The sequence below is a fragment of the Spongiactinospora gelatinilytica genome (assembly GCF_003236385.1).
Classification (GTDB): Bacteria; Actinomycetota; Actinomycetes; order Streptosporangiales; family Streptosporangiaceae; genus Spongiactinospora; species Spongiactinospora gelatinilytica.
In genome coordinates this window covers 1-16340 of record NZ_POUA01000150.1, presented here as the reverse complement: position 1 = coordinate 16340, position 16340 = coordinate 1, and the positions used below count along the sequence as shown (strand labels likewise).

Sequence of the window (16340 nt, the reverse complement as noted above, 5' to 3'; positions counted from 1 at the left end):
CCCCCAGCTCTCCCCAGCCCGGCGAAGGCGATCCGTCATCGTGCCCCGCGGAGCCGGGCCCCGCAGGGTCGGCCCCCGCGGAGCCGGAGGGACCGGGGCCGGTCGGCGCGGAGCCCGGGGCCGCGAACCCGGACGATCCGGGGCCCGAGGCGTCGGCGGGCAGGAAGTCCGGCCGGGGGCGTTCCGGTGTGTGATCGGTCACAGCGGCCGGCGCGTCCCCCAGACCCTGCTCCAGGTGGTCCGGTTGCTGGTCCGACGGCGCGCGGCCCTCACCTTCGCGGGCGGCGGCCTCGTTCCGCTGCTCGTCGGTCATCGATGCCTCACTACTCCGCCTCACTGCTCCTCGGCTCTTGGCGCAATTGTTCCCACAGCCGCATACGAGAGTTGTAAAAGGGACCCGCCGGGAAGGGCCCCGGAACGGGCCCTTTGACCGGCTGATCCTCAGGCGAACGGGCTGATCCAGGACAGCAGGCGGTCGGCGCCGCGGCAGACCTGCTCCCAGGCGCCGATGCCCTCCTGGTGCGGCAGCACCGCCACGGCGGCGTCGACCATGTCCGCCGGGGCGTCAGCGACGACCGTGTAAACATGCTCCCCACTCGCCCAGACCACTTGCTGTGCCGCGGCCTCGAAACCCGTGAGGCCACGGATCCAGATCGTATGCCCGCCGCGGGATCGCGCATGCCAACCCGCGAGGCGAGACTCGTCCAGGGTGCCACGCTGGACGAATATGGACACTACCGACAGTCCGTCAGAGTAGCCAAGATGAAGGTAGCCTTCGGCGGTCTCCCCGGCGGTGAACAGCTCCAGGCGGCCGGGCAGCGCGGCCGGCACGTCCCAGCCGCGTTGCCGCAGGTGCGCGACCTGGCCGTTGGGCGGCCCGCCGCCGAGGGACGGCCCGCCGTACCACGCGTGGCCGGACATCCGCGGCGCCGCCCGCTCCTGCGGGACGCTCAGCTCGATGAAGGCGTCGGCCCTGGTCAGTGTGCCCCGGCCGTCGAAGACCTCGCGGCGCAGCACCACGCCGCCGGCCTCGTCCACCAGGTAGCGGGCCGCGGGCGAGCCGTCGGCGCGGGTGGCCTGCACGAATCGGCCGGTCCGGCCGCAGGCGGTGCCGGTGCCGGCGGTCTCCACCCGGTAGTTGCGGGCGAGCACGTCGAGCATGCCGTCGGACGGTGACACCAGGCCCGCCGCCGGGGAGCCGGGATCGACGCCGACCGCGACCGTGCCGGCCCCGGCGGCGGTCTCGGCGCGGACCGTAAGGCCCTCCCCTGGAACGTTCCTGACATGTGTGAGTGCCGACGAGGGCCCGGCCGCGCCCCAGGTCGTGACCAGGCGGGTGCCCGTGTAGGACCGGGTCCGCCCGGCGTACGCCGCCTCGCGCAACAGCTCGATGCCGGTGTCGTCGCCCTCCGCCGCCTCCCGCTGCGGCCCGCTCACCGGGCCGGCCACCGGGTGCGCCGCCACCAGGACGAGCAGCACCACGCCCGCCACGACCACGGCGGCGGGCAGGCGCCTCACTTGACGGGCCGTGGTGACCGGATCGGCGTGGGGGTGGCGTGCGGAGTGGGGTGGACGGCCTCGGAGAAGCCGGGCTGGACGTAGGGGGCGGTGGTCTTGTGCTGGTTGGCGAACCGCTCCATCTGCGGGACCACCGGCGGCGCCTGGCCGAGCCCGCCGACCACGAACATGGTGCCGAAGGCGACGGCCGCCGAGGCCATGCCGACCGCGACGTATCCGGCGCGCCTGGCCCGGCCGGTCCTGGCCGAGCTGTCGGCGCGGTTGTCGGGCCTGCCCCGGCCGCGGCGCGGCGGGCGGTTGTCGGGCGGCGAGATGGTGTGCATGCCGGGGATCGGCACGCCGCCGAAGGTGTGCGAGGCGTCAGGGAAAGGGCGGATGCGCGGTGGAAGCGGCCCGCCCGGCTCGGACATGCGCAGCAGCGACATGGTGAGGTCGGCCGGCATGGCGGGCCGCTCCAGCGCGCGCAGCCGGGACTTGAGCGCGCGCAGCGCCTCGACCTCGGCGCGGCAGTCGGTGCAGAAGGTGAGATGGGCCAGCGCGCGATCACGCTCGCTGTGCCCGAGCTCGCCGTCCACCAGCGCGGAGACGCGTTCTCCCAGATGGCTCATGCCAAATCCTCCCCAAAGGTGGCGGTCGGGGGGACTTGTTCGCCGCGCGGGGCGCGGTGCTCCAGCGCCTCACGCAACTGTGAGCGGCCCCGGTGAATCCTGCTGCGGACCGTGCCCAGCTTGACGCCGAGCGTGGCCGCGATCTCCTCGTAGGACAGCCCTTCGATGTCGCACAGCACGACGGCCGCGCGGAACTCGGGGGCCAGCGCGTCGAGCGCCGCCTGGATGTCGGGCTCCAGGTGGGCGTCGTGGTACGCCTGTGCGGGCGAGGGCTCGCGGCCGGTCAGCCGCTCGGCGGCGTCGTCGCCCAGGCCCTCGAACCTGATGCGCTGCCTGCGCCGCGCCATGTCGAGGAACAGGTTGGTCGTGATCCGGTGCAGCCAGCCCTCGAACGTGCCGGGGGTGTAGTTCGACAGGGACCGGAAGACCCTGACGAAGACCTCCTGAGTGAGGTCTTCGGCGTCGTGCACGTTGCCGGTCAGTCGGTAGGCGAGCCGGTACACCCGCGCCGAGTGCGTCCGGACGACCTCCTCCCAGGTCGGGGGAGTCCATCCCGACACGGGAGTCTCCATCTGGTGGCCGTCGTCCACCAGCACTCCTCTCTCCGGGACCACCGCTATCGCCATAGTGCCTGGTTTCGTCCCTTCATGCGCACTGAATGCCTTGCCGACCGGCAAAGGCCGCTTAAACCGTGCAACGCACCGGGGGTCACATGAGTTCCCGTTCGCGCTTCCCTCCCCTAGGCTGCGACCAGCCACCAAACAGTGCGTACGGCGAAAGCAGGGAGGAGAGGCCAATGGGCGGGACGCCGAAAAGTCCGGTGGAGGCCACTCTGGCCTATGCCCAGGAGTTCCATCCCGAGGACGACATCCTGCGTGCCGCACGCCGCCGCGGCGAGGAGGTGGGGGCGGCGCCGATGATGCCGGGCGGCGGGGCCGCGCTGTGCTTCCTGGCCTCGGCGATCAACGCCAAGGCCGTCGTGGAGATCGGCACCGGCTGCGGGGTGTCCGGGCTCTGGCTGCTTCGCGGCATGCGTCCGGACGGCACGCTGACCAGCGTGGACGTCGAGCCGGAGCACCAGCGGCTGGCCCGTGAGGCGTTCTCGCAGGCGGGGTTCGCCGGGGGCCGCACCCGGCTGATCGCCGGGCGGGCGCTCGACGTGCTGCCCCGGCTCGCCGACGGCGGGTACGACATGGTGTTCGCCGACGGCGCCAGGCACGAATACCCCGACTACCTGGCCGAGGCGGTCCGCGTCCTGCGCGTGGGCGGCATCGTGGTCTTCGACCACGCGCTGTGGCAGGACCGCGTCGCCGACCCGGCCCAGCGCGACCCGGACACGGTCGTGATCCGCGAGCTGGGCAAGCTGGTCCGCGGCGACGACCGGCTCCGCCCGCTGCTCATCCCGCTCGGTGACGGCCTGCTGGCCGCGGTGAAGATCGCCGGTTGAGCCTTTTCGGGAGCCGGGCTCAGGAGTCGAGCCAGCGCAGCAGCGCGCGCACCCCGAAGCCGGTCGCGCCCTTGGTGAACAGGCCGTCGTCCACGACGCTGCGGCCGGTGCCCGCGATGTCGAGGTGCGCCCAGGGCCGCCCGCCGGCGAACTCCCGCAGGAACAGCGCCGCGGTGATCGACCCCGCTCCGTACGTCGTGCCGGACTCCACGTTGGCCAGGTCGGCGATCGGGGACTCCAGGGCGGGCCGGTAGTCGTCGATGAGCGGCATCCGCCACATCCGGTCGCCGCTGTCCTCGCCCGCCGCGATCAGCGACCGCGCCAGCTCCTCGTCGGAGGAGTAGAGACCGGCGTGACTCGGGCCGAGGGCCACGTTGATGGCCCCGGTGAGGGTGGCGACGTCGATGACGGCGTCGGGGGCGAGCACGGCGTCGGCGTAGGCGAGGACGTCGGCCAGCACCAGGCGGCCCTCGGCGTCGGTGTTGAGCACCTCGACGGTGCGCCCGCCGTACTGGGTGATGACGTCGCTGGGCCGCTGGGCGGTGCCGGACGGCATGTTCTCGGCGGCGGCGACCAGGCCGGTCACCCGGGCCCGCACACCGCGGCGGCGCAGCGCCGACAGCACCGCGATCACCGTCGCGCCGCCCGCCATGTCGGTCTTCTGGGACTTCATGTTCGCGGTCGGCTTGAGGGACAGGCCGCCGCTGTCGAACGTGATGCCCTTGCCGACCAGCACCACGTGCCGGCCGTCGTCGCCGCCTTCGGGGCGGTAGGACAGCTCGATGAACCGCGGCGGGCTCGCCGAACCCTGCCCCACCGCCAGAATGCCCCCGAAACCGCCCTCACGCAGCTCCTGCGGGCTCCACACGCGCACGGTGACCCCTTGGTCGGCCGTGTGCTCCACGGCCCTCTCAGCGAGCCAGGCGGGCGTCTTGACCGACGCGGGGGTGTTGGCCAGGTCTCTGGCGATCGCGACGGACCGCGCGACCAGCTCGCCCGCGCGCACGTCGTCCGCCACCCCGCCGGGGTCGGCGGCGACGAACTCGACCCGCCCGACGGCCTTGCCGCGCTGCTCGCCGATGCGGAACGTGTACGCGCCGAGCAGCGCGCCCTCCGCGAACGCCGCCACCGGCCCGGCCGCCGGCAGCGTCACGCTCACCGACTCGTGCCCCTTGGCCCGGCGCACCACGGCCGCGCCGGCCTTGCGCAGCGCGTCGGGACCGGCGTCGCCGATGCCGTACAGCAGGACGCGGCCCACCCCGCCGCCGCGCGCCACCGGGGTCTCCACGACCTCTCCCGGCTCCGCCTTGGCCTTGTGCAGGGCGAGCAGGTCTCGCGCGGGCACCGGGAGCCCGGACACGTCGGGGTCGAGATCCGCGGTGTAGGGGACGGCCAGCAGGGTCGCGTCCGCAGCCGGGCGGCCGGCGATGGAGATCGTGGTCTGGATGGGCACCTTGCCTCTACTCCTACGGTCGTGGGGCGGCGTGTGTCGCGGAGCTCATGGCGGGCGGGCCGGAAGGGAGGGGCCCGCCCAACATCAACGGCCCCGGCGCCGACCACCCGAGCGGCGGGGATGGTCCTGCGGCCAGGGCCGTCGATCAGGTCTGGGTGCCGGTCAGCCGACGACGTTCTTCAGCGCGTCGCCTAGTGCGCCGGCCTCGTCCGCGGAGAGCTCGACGACCAGCCGGCCGCCACCCTCCAGAGGGACCCGCATGACAATGCCCCGCCCTTCCTTGGTGACCTCCAGCGGACCATCGCCGGTCCGCGGCTTCATCGCCGCCATGCGTGCATCCCTTCCTGCCTTTGGACTCCGCGGTCGCGATATCCGGCCCACCCGCTGGGGGCGGCCGGCGCATTCACGTCTTCTGGATGTCCTATTATCCCGCCTCTCGGTGGCTACCGGGTAACGATCTCCTCCCAGAATGCGTTGTCGGGCCCCCTTCGGAGCGCCAAACTGGTCCTCGTGAACGCCCGCGCCGCGCTATTCGATCTGTACGGGGACCACCTGCGTTCCCGGGGCGGCCGCGCCTCGGTCGCCGCCCTGGTACGCCTGCTCGCGCCGCTTGAGATCGCCGCTCCCGCCGTGCGGACGGCCATCTCGCGCATGGTGCGCCAAGGGTGGCTGGCGCCGATGCGGGTGCCCCAGGGGCCCGGCTACGCGGTGACCCCCAAGTGCGTACGGCGCCTGGACGAAGCCGCACTCAGAATTTACCGGCCCGGAACGATCTCCTGGCCGGGAAAGTGGCACGTCGTGGTGGTCGAGCAGGTGCGCGAGCGGCCCAAACGCGAGCGGCTGCGGGCCGACCTCGCCTTTCTCGGCTACGCGCCGCTGTCGGAGACCACCTGGATCGGCCCCCGCTCCTCCCCCGAGCTGGCCACGCTGCTGAGCGCCGAACAGGTCCACGCCGACCTGTTCGAGGCCGCGCTGGACGGCGACCCGCGCGAGCTGGTCGCCCGCGCATGGGACCTCGCGAGCATCGCGGGCGCCTACGAGCTGTGGCTGTCCCAGGCCGCCGACCTGGTCGGCGCGGTCCCCGGCAGGGCCCCCGACGACCTGGTCTTCGCGGTGCGCAGCAGGCTGGTCCACGGCTGGCGCAACTTCCTGTTCCGCGATCCCGGCCTGCCGGCCGAACTGCTCCCGCCCGCCTGGCCCGGGGAGAAGGCCCGTAGCTTCTTCGAGCAGGAGGCGGCCCGGCTGCTCCCGGCCGCCGCCGCCTTCGTCGACCGCACCCTCGCCGATCCGCAGGAGAACCAGTGAGCATCCGCTACGACGTCGAGTCCGGCGTCGCCACCGTCACCCTCGACCGTCCCGACGCGCTCAACGCCCTGGTCGCCTCGATGAAGGCGGACCTGCTCGCCGCCCTGACCAGGGCCGCCGAGGACGACGCGGTCCGCGCGGTGCTGGTGACAGGCGCGGGCAAGGCGTTCAGCGCCGGCCAGGACCTCCGCGAGCACGCCGACAACCTGGTGGCGGGCAAGGGCCTGGCCGGTACCGTGCGCCGCCACTACAACCCGATCGTGCGGACCATCACCGAGATGGCCAAGCCGGTCATCGCGGCGGTCAACGGCGTGGCGGCGGGCGCGGGCGCGTCCCTGGCCTTGGCCTGCGACCTGCGGATCGCGTCGGAGAACGCGAAGTTCGCGATGGCGTTCGCGGCGATCGGCCTGGCCCCCGACTCCGGCGCGTCGTGGACGCTGCCGCGGCTGGTCGGTCCGGCGGTCGCCGCCGAGCTGCTGATGCTCGGCGACCCGGTGTCCGCCGAGCGGGCCAGGGAGCTGGGGCTGGTCTCGCGCGTGGTGCCCGCCGACGAGCTGGCCAAGTCGGCCCGCGAGCTGGCCGTACGACTGGCGGAGGGGCCCACCCGGGCGTACGCGGCCACCAAGCGCGCGCTGGCCTTCGGCGCCGCGCACACCCTGTCGCAGTCGCTGGACCTGGAGGCCGACCTACAGGACGCCTGCGCCGCGACCATCGACCACCAGGCCGCCACCGCGGCGTTCGTCGCCAAGGAGCGCCCGGTCTTCCACGGGCGCTGAGCGCGGCTCAGCCCCGCTCGCGCACCCAGCAGTCGGCCAGGTGGTCGTTGACCAGGCCGATCGCCTGCATCAGCGCGTACGCGGTGGTCGGCCCGACGAACCTGAACCCGCGGGCCCTCAGCTCCTTGGCCAGCGCCTTGGAGCCGGGGGTCTGGGCGGGCACGTCGGCGGTCGTCTTCGGCGCCGGCGAATCGGAGTCGGCGTACCGCCACACCAGGTCGGACAGGCCGCCGGGGAGATCGAGGGCGGCACGCGCGTTGGCGATCGCGGCCTCGATCTTGGCTCGGTTGCGGACGATGCGCGCGTCGCCGAGCAGCCGCTCGACGTCGCTTTCGGTGAACGCGGCGACCCGCGGGATGGAGAACCCGGCGAACGCCTCCCGGAAGCCCTCCCGCTTGCGCAGGATGAGCAGCCAGGACAGGCCCGACTGGAACGCCTCCAGGGTGACCCGCTCGAAGACCTTGTCATCGCCGCGGACCGGGCGGCCCCACTCGTGGTCGTGGTAGTCGATGTAGTCGGGCGCGGAGATGGCCCACCCACAGCGGACCGGATCGGCGGCCTGCGCGGTCACCTGGACTCCTCCGCGCCGGCCTTCTCGGTCTCCTCCGTGTCCTCTGATTCGTCCCGGGGCAGCTCGGGCGGCACCTCGGGGCCCTCGGGCCGGTGCTCGACGCGCGGGCGCGGATCGCCGTGCGGCGCGGCCCCCGCACGGCCCGCGTGGGCCTCCTGCCGGGCGTGCAGCCGGTGCGCGAGCAGTTCGGTGACCCGCTGCTCCAGGACCGCGATCCGAGTGTCCCTGGCGCTGATGGCCCCGGCCGCGCGGTGCAGCGTCTCATCGACGGTCTGGGTGTGATAGCCCACCAGGCTGACCGGGAGTTGCAGGGCGACGAAGTCGACGGCGGCGAGCTGTCCGGCGGCGGGCAGGTCGAGCGGCGGGACGTCGGGCGGGAAGTCCTGCATCTCACCGCCGCGGCCCGTGGCCACCATTACCACGCCGCCCAGGATCGCCAGGGCGGCGAGGGCGAGTACGACCAGCACATACGAATCGTGCCACAATTCCCCGATGGTCGGGCCTCGTCACGCCCGCCTCATCGCTCCGCCCGATCAGTCCTCGACGGCTTCCGCGAGCTCGCCCGCGGTGGGCCTGATCCGCTGCGTGCGGGCCTCGATCCGCTGCATGGCCTGCTCGACGGTGGTCGTGAAGGAGATCGCGTCGAACACGTCGGGGCGGGTGAAGCCCTGTTCGTACATGCCGCCGACCAGGGCGCGCAGCGGCTCGTACAGGCCCCAGGGGTCGAGCACGACCAGCGGCCGGTCGTGTACCCCGATCACCCGCGCGGTCCAGATCTCGAACAGCTCCTCCATGGTCCCGATGCCGCCGGGCAGCACCAGGAAGGCGTCGGAGCGCTCGTCCATGACCGCCTTGCGCTCGCGCATGCCGGGGGTGACGATCAGCTCGTCGGACTCCTCGTCGGCGATCTCGATGTCCACCAGGACCTGCGGGATGACCCCGATCGTCCGCCCTCCGGCGGCGCGGTGACCGCGCGTCACCGCGCCCATGCAGGAGACCGTGGCCCCTCCGCTGACCAGCGTGTGCCCGCGTTCGGCCAGTCGTACGCCGACGTCGTAGGCGAGATCCACATAGCGCTGGTCTATCTTCTGGCTGGACGCGCAGTACACACATACGAACACCCGACGACCTTAACGGCCTTCACTCGCCCGCCGCGACGTTGCTCTCCACGGCCTCGCGCTCCTCCCGCAGCCGGGCCAGCCGCCGCTCGTCGGACTCGGCGATGGCCGCCACCGCCTCGTCCACGTCGTCGGTGATCTGCACCAGGTCCAGGTCCTTGGAGGAGACCTTGCCGGTGGACTCCAGCGTGCCGCGGATCCAGTCGATGAGCCCGCCCCAGTAGCGACTGCCCAGCAGGATCACCGGGAAGGAGGTGACCTTCCCGGTCTGGACGAGGGTCAGCGCCTCGAACAGCTCGTCCAGCGTGCCGAAGCCGCCGGGCAGCGTGATGAAGCCGTTGGCGTACTTGACGAACATGGTCTTGCGGACGAAGAAATAGCGGAACTCGATGCCGAGGTCCACGTAGTCGTTCATCCGCTGCTCGAAGGGAAGTTCGATGCCGAGGCCCACCGAGATGCCGCCGGCCTCCCTGGCCCCGCGGTTGGCGCCTTCCATGCACCCGGGCCCGCCGCCGGTGATCACGGCGTAACCCGCCTCGGCGAGCGCGCGGCCCAACTGCACGCTCATCTGGTATTCGGGGGAGTCCTCCGGGGTGCGGGCGGAGCCGAACACGGTGACCGCGGGCGGCAGCTCCGCGAGCTGACCGAAGCCCTCCACGAACTCCGCCTGGATGCGCAGCACCCGCCATGGGTCCATGTGCAGCCATTCCGCCGGGCCCCTCCGGTCGAGGAGCCGCTGGTCGTGGGTGGAGTCGGGGACGAGGGCGCCACGCACGAGCGAGGCCCCGTGCCGGCGTTCCGGACGCTGCTGTCTCATGCGGTCACGCTAGCCGGAACCACTCGCGCGCGCGTCGCCGGTGGGTCGAGAAGAATCTTGAAAAAAGTCCGCGGGAGGGCGGAACCGGAATTCGCCGAGGGCGCGTCTAACAGTCGAGGGTGCTGCTCGGGACTGAAAGTGGCTTTCCCCGTCAAATGGCCGGCGAGGAAAGCCACTTTCATATGTGCGGGGTAAGTTCCGCCCGGATGGGCGGCTCACCCCTTGGTCCTGTCAGGCCGACAGCCACGCGAGCATCGCCTGCTCGCATTCCTCGATCTTCGGCAGCGACACCCACTCCTCGCGCTGGTGCGCCAAATTCGGATCGCCCGGCCCGTAGTTGACCGCGGGCACGCCCAGCGTGGAGAACAACGCGACGTCCGTCCAGCCCAGCTTGGCCCGCGGGGCGCCGCCCACCGCCGAGGCGAACGCCGCCGCGGCCGGATGGGTGAGCCCGGGCCGCGCCCCCGGAGCGCCGTCGGTGAACCGCACGTCGAACCCGGCGAAGACGTCCCTGACGTGCTGCCTGGCCAGCGCGAGGTCCAGGTCGGGGGCGAAGCGGTAGTTGACCGTGACCACGCACTCGTCCGGGATCACGTTGCCCGCCACGCCGCCGCGCACGCGGACCGCGTTGAGCCCTTCGTGGTACTCCAGCCCGTCCACCACCGGCCGCCTGGCCTCGTAGGAGTCCAGGGTGGTGAGGATCGGCAGGATGCCGTGGATGGCGTTGACCCCGAACCACGACCGCGCGCTGTGCGCCCGGATGCCCCGGGCCGCCACCTCCGCGCGCAGGGTGCCCTGGCAGCCGCCCTCGATCAGCCCGTCGGTCGGCTCCATCAGCACCGCGAAGTCGGCGCTCAGCCAGTCGGGGTGGGCCAGGCTGAGCCGGCGCAGGCCGTTGCGCTCGGCCTCGATCTCCTCGCAGTCGTAGAAGATGTAGGTGATGTCCCGGTTGGGGCGGGTGAGCCGGGCGGCCATCCGCAGCACCACCGCCACCGAGCTCTTCATGTCGGAGGTGCCGCAGCCGTACAGGCGGTCGCCGCTGACCTTGCTCGGCAGGTTGTCGGCGACCGGCACGGTGTCGATGTGCCCGGCGATGACGACCCGCTCGGGGTGTCCGAGGTGGGTGCGGGCCACCACGGCGTTGCCGTCGCGCAGCACGGTGAGGTGCGGCAACGGCAGCAGGGCCTGCTCGATCGCGTCGGCGAGGGCACGCTCGCCGCCGCTGACCGACTCGATGTCGACGATCCGCGCGGCGAGCCGCCACGCCTCCTGGGTGAGGTCCAAACGCATGTCGGAAGCCCGGCCGCTCAAGCGTTGGCGCCGTGCTCGCGCAGGATCTCGTTGAGCTTGAGCTTGTCGTGCTGCTCGCCCTCGGCCAGGCGCTTGAGCACCAGCATGCAGCGCATGCCGAAGTCGCCGCCGGGGAAGCTCTTGACGCGGGTGCCCTCGACGCAGACGGACCAGGCGGGAGCCTCGCCCTGGGGCAGTTCCTCGCCGGTCTCCACGTCGTACACGCGGGTGGTGGCGGTGAGCACGGTGCCCGCGCCGAGCTTGGCGCCCCTGCGCACCCGCGCGCCGTCCACGACCATGCAGCGCGAGCCGATGAACGCCTCGTCCTCGACGATCACCGGGACGGCGTTGGGCGGCTCAAGGACGCCGCCGATGCCCACCCCGCCGGACAGGTGGACGTTGGCGCCGATCTGGGCGCACGAACCGACCGTGGCCCAGGTGTCGACCATCGTGCCGGCGTCGACGTACGCGCCGATGTTGACGAACGACGGCATCATCACCACGCCGGGCGCCAGGAACGCCCCCCACCGGGCGATCCCGCCGGGTACCACGCGGACACCGTCGAACGTCGTCTTCAGCGGGATGCGGTCGTTGTGCTGGAAGTCACCGACCTGCGAGCGCGACATGCCGAGCACCCGGAAGCTCAGCAGGATCGCGCGCTTGGCGCGCTCGTCCACCACGACCTCGCCGCTCGCGTCGTCCACGAAGGCGACCCGGGCCTTGCCGGTGTCGAGGAGGTCAACCGCGCCGACGACCACGCCGCGCGCCTCGGCGTCGTCGGGGCTCAGTTCCGCCCTGCGCTCCCACAGCTCGTCTACGGCAGGCGGCAGCGGACTGGAAAAGCTCTGCGTCATGAGAGGGGAGCTTAGTGGGTCGCCCCGCCGACACTGTGAATACGCTCCGCACCCCGCGCGACCGCGCACCGTCGGCACCCCGCTGCGTATAGGTTTTCAACGTGCGGAAAGGCTTCTCTCATGGGGTTGTCGCGATCGGCGTCATCGTCGTCGTGCTCGCCGTCGCGATCACCGGTGCTGTGCTGTGGATGCTCAACCGCACCCGGCCGTTGGTGCTCACCGAGCGCTGCCACATCACCACACCGCGTGGGCAGCTCGATCTGGAGATCGAGCAGGCGTCGGTGGCCTCGACCATCGCGGCGGTGGCCGCGCGGCGCAAGCTGCCCGAGCGGGCCGTGGTGATCGCGTACGCGACCGGCCTCCAGGAGTCCAAGCTGTACAACCTGCCGTTCGGCGACCGCGACTCCGTCGGCGTCTTCCAGCAGCGCCCCTCCCAGGGCTGGGGCAGCGCGGCGCAGCTCCAGGACCCGGTCTACGCCACGACACGGTTCTTCGCGGCGCTGGTCAAGGTGCCCGACTACCGCAAGAAGCCGCTGCACGAGGCGGCCCAGGAGGTGCAGCGCTCGGCGGACGGCACCGCATACGCCCAGCACGAGGAGGACGCCAAGATCCTCGCCGCCGCCTTCACCGGGCGCGTGCCGAAGGCGTTGAACTGCTGGTTTCCCAAGCCCAGCGAGGGTCCCGCTCCCAAGGCCGCGCCCGACGCCGCGCGCAAGGAGCTGGTCAGGGCGCTGGGCGCGGCGGCGGCCTCGGCCACCCTCGATGCCCAGGGCACCCGGATCAGCGCGTCCAGCTCGCGGCGCGGCTGGCTGATCGCCGCCTGGTCGGTCGCGCACGCCCAGCGGTACGGCCTGCGCAAGATCAGGTTCGACCGGCTCGCCTGGTCGGCCGACGACGGGCAGACCGGCTGGCGCGACGACACCAAGGCCCCCGCCCGCCACGTCGAACTGACCTGAGGCCCCGCCGCTCCGGCGGTCAGTTCTTCGGGCGCTCGATCTCGATGGACCCCGGCGGCAGCGGGCTCGCGTAGGAGGCGGTCCACGCCTGCCCCTGGACCCGCTCGAAGGACAGCAGCCGCCCGTCGTCCGCGCGGTAGTCGGCGAAGTCGAGCAGCCCGCGCTCCGGACGCTCGGTCACGCCCTCAGAGCGGAAGGCGGCGGTGCCCCGTTCGATCGGGAAGAACTCCACGCCCTCCATGATCAGCATGCTCTTGGCCGGGACCATGCCCTGGGTCGGCACCGCCGTCCACAGCTCGACCTCAAGATGGCTTGGATCGCCGCCGGGCGTGCCGCCCTGTTCCACCACCGAGAGCCACTGCGTACGGCGGGTGCCGTCGTCGAGCAGGTAGTGCGTCCATTCCTTGCCCTGCGAGGACAGGTACAGCGCGCCCTGCACACGGGCCCGCACGCCCTGGTATCCGACGGTGTCGCCCACCCTGATGGTGCGGGGGTCAGGGTAGTCGCTGCCGGCGCGTCCGGTACCGGACGCGCGCGACGACGAGGCCGGCTCCTGTACGGGAGCGGGCTGCGGCTGGGGGGGCGACCCGGCGGAACGCATGGACTTGCCCTTTCTGTCCTGCCGCGTCGTGGCGAGATACGCGACAAGCAGAAGGGCGAGCATGGCGATGCTCAATCCGAGTACGACCGCAGAGGTCATGCCGCGGGATCTTACTGGAGGCGGCTCACCGCCGCATCGATACGCTCATCAGAGGCGGTGATAGCAACACGGATGTGACGACTACCGGTAGGCCCGTAAATGTCACCCGGCGTCACCAAAATCCCCTTCGCCGCGAGCTCCGCCACCTGCTCCCAGCAGTCGGCGCCGTTGGACGCCCAGAGGTACAGCCCCGCCTCGGAGTGCTCGATCTCCCAGCCCGCCGCGGTCAGCGCCGGGCGCAGCGCCGCCCGCCGGGCCGCGTAACGCTCGCGCTGCTCTACCACGTGGGCGTCGTCGTCGAGGGCCGCGGTCATGGCGGCCTGGACCGGCGCGGGCATGATCATCCCGGCGTGCTTGCGCACCTCCAGCAGCGCCTTGATCAGCGCCGGATCGCCCGCCACGAACGCCGCCCGGTAACCGGCCAGGTTGGACCGCTTGGACAGCGAGTGGACCGCGAGCAGCCCCTCGTGCGAGCCGCCGCAGACGTCGGGGTGCAGGATCGAGATCGGCGACTCTTCCCAGCCCAGATCGATGTAGCACTCGTCGGAGGCGACCACCGCGCCGCGTTCGCGCGCCCACGAGACGACCTTGCGCAGGTGCTCGGCGGGCAGCACCCGGCCGGTGGGGTTGGACGGCGAGTTGACCCACACCAGCGGCACCGGCTCGGGTCCGAGCGCGAGCAGGCCGTCCGTCGCGTACGGCTCGGCCCCCGCCAGCCTGGCCCCGACGTCGTAGGTCGGATAGGCCAGCTCGGGAAAGATCACGCGCTGCCCCGGGCGCACCCCGAGCAGGGTGGGCAGCCAGGCGACCAGCTCCTTGGAACCGATCGTCGGCAGCACGGCCGCGGGATCGGCGGCGACGCCGTGGTTGCGCCGCAGCCGGTTCGCCGCCGCCTCACGAAGCCGGGCGGTCCCATAGGTCAGCGGATAGCCCGGGCTGTCCGAGGCGGCGGCGAGCGCCTGCCGTACCGACTCGGGAACCGGATCGACGGGCGTGCCCACCGAAAGGTCCGTGATCCCGCCGGGGTGCGCCGAGGCGCGCTCTTTGTACGGTGCGAGACGATCCCACGGGAAGTCCGGCAGCGCCTTCACAGCGTGTCCCCCAAAACTCTCTACCGCAGGTGGTCAGTCCTCGGCCTGCGGCGGGAGGGCGGCCACGACGGGATGGTCCTTGTCTATCTTGCCGACCTTCGACGCGCCGCCCGGCGAGCCCAGGTCGTCGAAGAACTCCACATTGGCCTTGTAGTAGTCCTTCCACTGCTCGGGCGTGTCGTCTTCATAGAAGATCGCCTCTACCGGGCACACAGGTTCACACGCGCCGCAGTCCACGCACTCATCCGGGTGGATGTAGAGCATGCGCTGGCCCTCGTAGATGCAATCGACGGGGCACTCCTCGATGCACGCCTTGTCCAGGACATCCACGCAAGGCTGCGCGATGACGTAGGTCACCTCGGGCTCCTTCTTCGTTCCGCACCTGGGCGCGGGTCTTCGACCGCGGGTTGCTACGCCCTAGTATTGCCGTGCCCGGTGATTCTCTGAAACGGAGGGGGGCAAAGTCGGTGACGGCCAGGTTCGGCGGCCGGCTCGTGATCGCGATCAGCCCCGCCGACGTGGGACGACGCGTGAGCATACGCCGCCACGTGACCGGTGGCTTCCGCGACGTGGTGGGCGATCTGGTCTCCTGGCACGGCGGGGTCCTGGCCGTGCGCAGGCGGGACGGCGAGCTGGTCGAGATCGCCGAAGACACCCTGGCGGCGGGCAAGGTGGTGCCGCCGCCTCCGGAGCGCCGCAGTCGTTGAGCCGGGGGTTTCCCGGAGTTTCCGCCGGGGTTTCGCGGGGACTTCGGAAGAACACCGCCGCGCCTCCTCGACGCCGACGATTGTAGCGGTAAGTATTCGTGTTGTGACCGTACGTACCGCTGCCGTGCTCGTTTCCGCCACCGCCGCAGTCGCCACGCTCGCCGGATGCGGCGGCGAGAGCGCGCCCAGGGCGGGCGGCAAGCCGCTGCCTCCGGTGAACGCGCAGGCCGCCTCGCTGCGCGAGGGGTTCACCACTATGGACCGCCTGATCGAGGCCGCGAAGAAGGAAGGCTCGCTGACCGTCATCGGGCTGCCCCACGACTGGGTCAACTACGGCGGCGTGATCGGCGCGTTCAGCGACAAGTACGGCATCAAGGTGACCGAACTGGAGCCGCGGGCCAGCAGCCGGCGCGAGATCGACGCCGCCGCGCAGGCGGCCAGGGAGGGCAAGACCGCGGCGGTGCCCGACGTGTTCGACCTCGGTCTCGACGTGGCGGTGGCCAACGCGGGGCGGTTCGCCCGCTACCGGGTGCAGACCTGGCAGGACATCCCTGACGAGCTGAAGGACCACGAGGGCGCCTGGTACGCGGGCTACGGCGGCTACATGTCGATCGGGTACGACCCGCGCAAGGTCCCGGCGCCCGCGTCGTTCGCCGACCTGCTCAAGCCCGGCTACGCGGTGACGCTGCCGGGCAGCCCGCTCTCGACGGCCGCCGCGTTCAACGGCGTGATGGCCGCCTCGATGTCCTCGGGCGCGGCCAAGGCCGAGCGCGGGGTGCGGTTCTTCGCCCGCCTCAAGGAGGCGGGCAACCTGGTGACCGGCGCCCGCGTCGTTCGCCGACCTGCTCAAGCCCGGCTACGCGGTGACGCTGCCGGGCAGCCCGCTCTCGACGGCCGCCGCGTTCAACGGCGTGATGGCCGCCTCGATGTCCTCGGGCGCGGCCAAGGCCGAGCGCGGGGTGCGGTTCTTCGCCCGCCTCAAGGAGGCGGGCAACCTGGTGACCGGCGCCCGCGTCGTTCGCCGACCTGCTCAAGCCCGGCTACGCGGTGACGCTGCCGGGCAGCCCGCTCTCGACGGCCGCCGCGTTCAACGGCGTGATGGCCGCCTCGATGTCCTCGGGCGCGGCCA

At 72.1% G+C, this 16340-nt stretch carries 20 protein-coding genes and 1 pseudogene; 6 read left to right on the top strand and 15 right to left on the bottom strand.

Going from position 1 to position 16340, the window contains the following annotated elements; genetic code table 11:
- From C1I98_RS40580 to sigE, 4 genes and pseudogenes are all read right to left on the bottom strand, one after another.
- Nucleotides 1-313, bottom strand: a pseudogene (locus tag C1I98_RS40580) (hypothetical protein); the annotation flags it as partial.
- Between the two features lie 128 nt (nt 314-441).
- A complete protein-coding gene (locus C1I98_RS19590; RefSeq protein ID WP_111168891.1) occupies nt 442-1518 on the bottom strand; it encodes a hypothetical protein in 1077 nt (358 codons plus the stop codon).
- The gene (locus C1I98_RS19585) at nt 1515-2126 is read right to left on the bottom strand and encodes an anti-sigma factor family protein (protein ID WP_111168890.1); all 612 of its coding nucleotides are present in this window, start codon (nt 2124-2126) and stop codon (nt 1515-1517) included. The genes C1I98_RS19590 and C1I98_RS19585 overlap by 4 nt, the downstream gene beginning before the upstream one ends.
- On the bottom strand, nt 2123-2698 hold the full coding sequence (gene sigE / locus C1I98_RS19580) for an RNA polymerase sigma factor SigE (RefSeq protein WP_233508004.1): 576 nt from the start codon (nt 2696-2698) through the stop codon (nt 2123-2125). The genes C1I98_RS19585 and sigE overlap by 4 nt, the downstream gene beginning before the upstream one ends.
- Before the next feature lie 224 nt (nt 2699-2922).
- Between sigE and C1I98_RS19575 the strand changes: the two genes are divergently transcribed.
- Entirely contained in the window at nt 2923-3573 is a 651-nt protein-coding gene (locus C1I98_RS19575; protein WP_111168888.1) for an O-methyltransferase, read from the top strand.
- Between the two features lie 19 nt (nt 3574-3592).
- On the opposite strand, the gene C1I98_RS19570 is transcribed toward C1I98_RS19575, so the two are convergent.
- Together C1I98_RS19570 and C1I98_RS19565 are read right to left on the bottom strand one after the other, a co-directional pair.
- Complete coding sequence (locus C1I98_RS19570; RefSeq protein ID WP_111168887.1) at nt 3593-5026, bottom strand: leucyl aminopeptidase; 1434 nt, start codon at nt 5024-5026, stop codon at nt 3593-3595.
- Nucleotides 5027-5188: 162 nt separating this feature from the next.
- Nucleotides 5189-5356: a DUF3117 domain-containing protein gene (locus tag C1I98_RS19565; RefSeq protein ID WP_081898355.1), complete on the bottom strand. Its 168-nt coding sequence runs from the start codon at nt 5354-5356 to the stop codon at nt 5189-5191.
- Nucleotides 5357-5536: 180 nt separating this feature from the next.
- Between C1I98_RS19565 and C1I98_RS19560 the strand changes: the two genes are divergently transcribed.
- Together C1I98_RS19560 and C1I98_RS19555 are read left to right on the top strand one after the other, a co-directional pair.
- Nucleotides 5537-6331 carry a PaaX family transcriptional regulator gene (locus tag C1I98_RS19560; protein ID WP_111168893.1) on the top strand — a complete coding sequence of 265 codons (795 nt, stop codon included), beginning with the start codon at nt 5537-5539 and terminating at the stop codon, nt 6329-6331.
- Nucleotides 6328-7107 carry an enoyl-CoA hydratase-related protein gene (locus tag C1I98_RS19555; protein WP_111168886.1) on the top strand — a complete coding sequence of 260 codons (780 nt, stop codon included), beginning with the start codon at nt 6328-6330 and terminating at the stop codon, nt 7105-7107. Before C1I98_RS19560 ends, C1I98_RS19555 begins: the two co-directional genes overlap by 4 nt.
- 7 nt (nt 7108-7114) lie before the next feature.
- Here the strand turns inward: C1I98_RS19555 and C1I98_RS19550 are convergent, their stop codons facing one another.
- The 6 genes from C1I98_RS19550 to C1I98_RS19525 form a co-directional block, all read right to left on the bottom strand.
- On the bottom strand, nt 7115-7678 hold the full coding sequence (locus C1I98_RS19550; RefSeq protein WP_111168885.1) for a DNA-3-methyladenine glycosylase I: 564 nt from the start codon (nt 7676-7678) through the stop codon (nt 7115-7117).
- Entirely contained in the window at nt 7675-8145 is a 471-nt protein-coding gene (locus tag C1I98_RS19545) for a hypothetical protein (protein WP_146607524.1), read from the bottom strand. The genes C1I98_RS19550 and C1I98_RS19545 overlap by 4 nt, the downstream gene beginning before the upstream one ends.
- Nucleotides 8146-8211: 66 nt before the next feature.
- Nucleotides 8212-8799 (bottom strand): LOG family protein, encoded by a 588-nt coding sequence (locus C1I98_RS19540; RefSeq protein ID WP_111168883.1) that lies wholly within the window; start codon nt 8797-8799, stop codon nt 8212-8214.
- A 19-nt stretch (nt 8800-8818) separates the two neighbouring features.
- The gene (locus tag C1I98_RS19535; protein ID WP_111168882.1) at nt 8819-9613 is read right to left on the bottom strand and encodes an LOG family protein; all 795 of its coding nucleotides are present in this window, start codon (nt 9611-9613) and stop codon (nt 8819-8821) included.
- A 231-nt stretch (nt 9614-9844) separates the two neighbouring features.
- Nucleotides 9845-10903, bottom strand: a complete 1059-nt coding sequence (gene dapE / locus C1I98_RS19530) for a succinyl-diaminopimelate desuccinylase (protein ID WP_111168881.1) — start codon at nt 10901-10903, stop codon at nt 9845-9847.
- Between the two features lie 17 nt (nt 10904-10920).
- Complete coding sequence (locus tag C1I98_RS19525) at nt 10921-11757, bottom strand: 2,3,4,5-tetrahydropyridine-2,6-dicarboxylate N-succinyltransferase (protein ID WP_111168880.1); 837 nt, start codon at nt 11755-11757, stop codon at nt 10921-10923.
- Between the two features lie 101 nt (nt 11758-11858).
- Between C1I98_RS19525 and C1I98_RS19520 the strand changes: the two genes are divergently transcribed.
- Entirely contained in the window at nt 11859-12713 is an 855-nt protein-coding gene (locus tag C1I98_RS19520; protein WP_111168879.1) for a hypothetical protein, read from the top strand.
- Between the two features lie 19 nt (nt 12714-12732).
- Here the strand turns inward: C1I98_RS19520 and C1I98_RS19515 are convergent, their stop codons facing one another.
- Genes C1I98_RS19515 through fdxA form a run of 3 tightly spaced genes read right to left on the bottom strand, consistent with a single transcriptional unit; the run spans nt 12733 to nt 14861 of the window.
- The gene (locus C1I98_RS19515; protein WP_111168878.1) at nt 12733-13413 is read right to left on the bottom strand and encodes a DUF4178 domain-containing protein; all 681 of its coding nucleotides are present in this window, start codon (nt 13411-13413) and stop codon (nt 12733-12735) included.
- A gap of 11 nt (nt 13414-13424) precedes the next feature.
- Nucleotides 13425-14504 (bottom strand): succinyldiaminopimelate transaminase, encoded by a 1080-nt coding sequence (dapC, locus tag C1I98_RS19510; protein WP_111168877.1) that lies wholly within the window; start codon nt 14502-14504, stop codon nt 13425-13427.
- 33 nt (nt 14505-14537) lie between these two features.
- Nucleotides 14538-14861: a ferredoxin gene (fdxA, locus tag C1I98_RS19505; RefSeq protein ID WP_111168876.1), complete on the bottom strand. Its 324-nt coding sequence runs from the start codon at nt 14859-14861 to the stop codon at nt 14538-14540.
- Between the two features lie 110 nt (nt 14862-14971).
- Between fdxA and C1I98_RS19500 the strand changes: the two genes are divergently transcribed.
- Nucleotides 14972-15211 (top strand): putative acetyltransferase, encoded by a 240-nt coding sequence (locus C1I98_RS19500; protein WP_111168875.1) that lies wholly within the window; start codon nt 14972-14974, stop codon nt 15209-15211.
- Nucleotides 15212-15314: 103 nt separating this feature from the next.
- On the top strand, nt 15315-16262 hold the full coding sequence (locus C1I98_RS19495; protein ID WP_233508003.1) for an ABC transporter substrate-binding protein: 948 nt from the start codon (nt 15315-15317) through the stop codon (nt 16260-16262).
- Nucleotides 16263-16340: the final 78 nt, after the last annotated feature.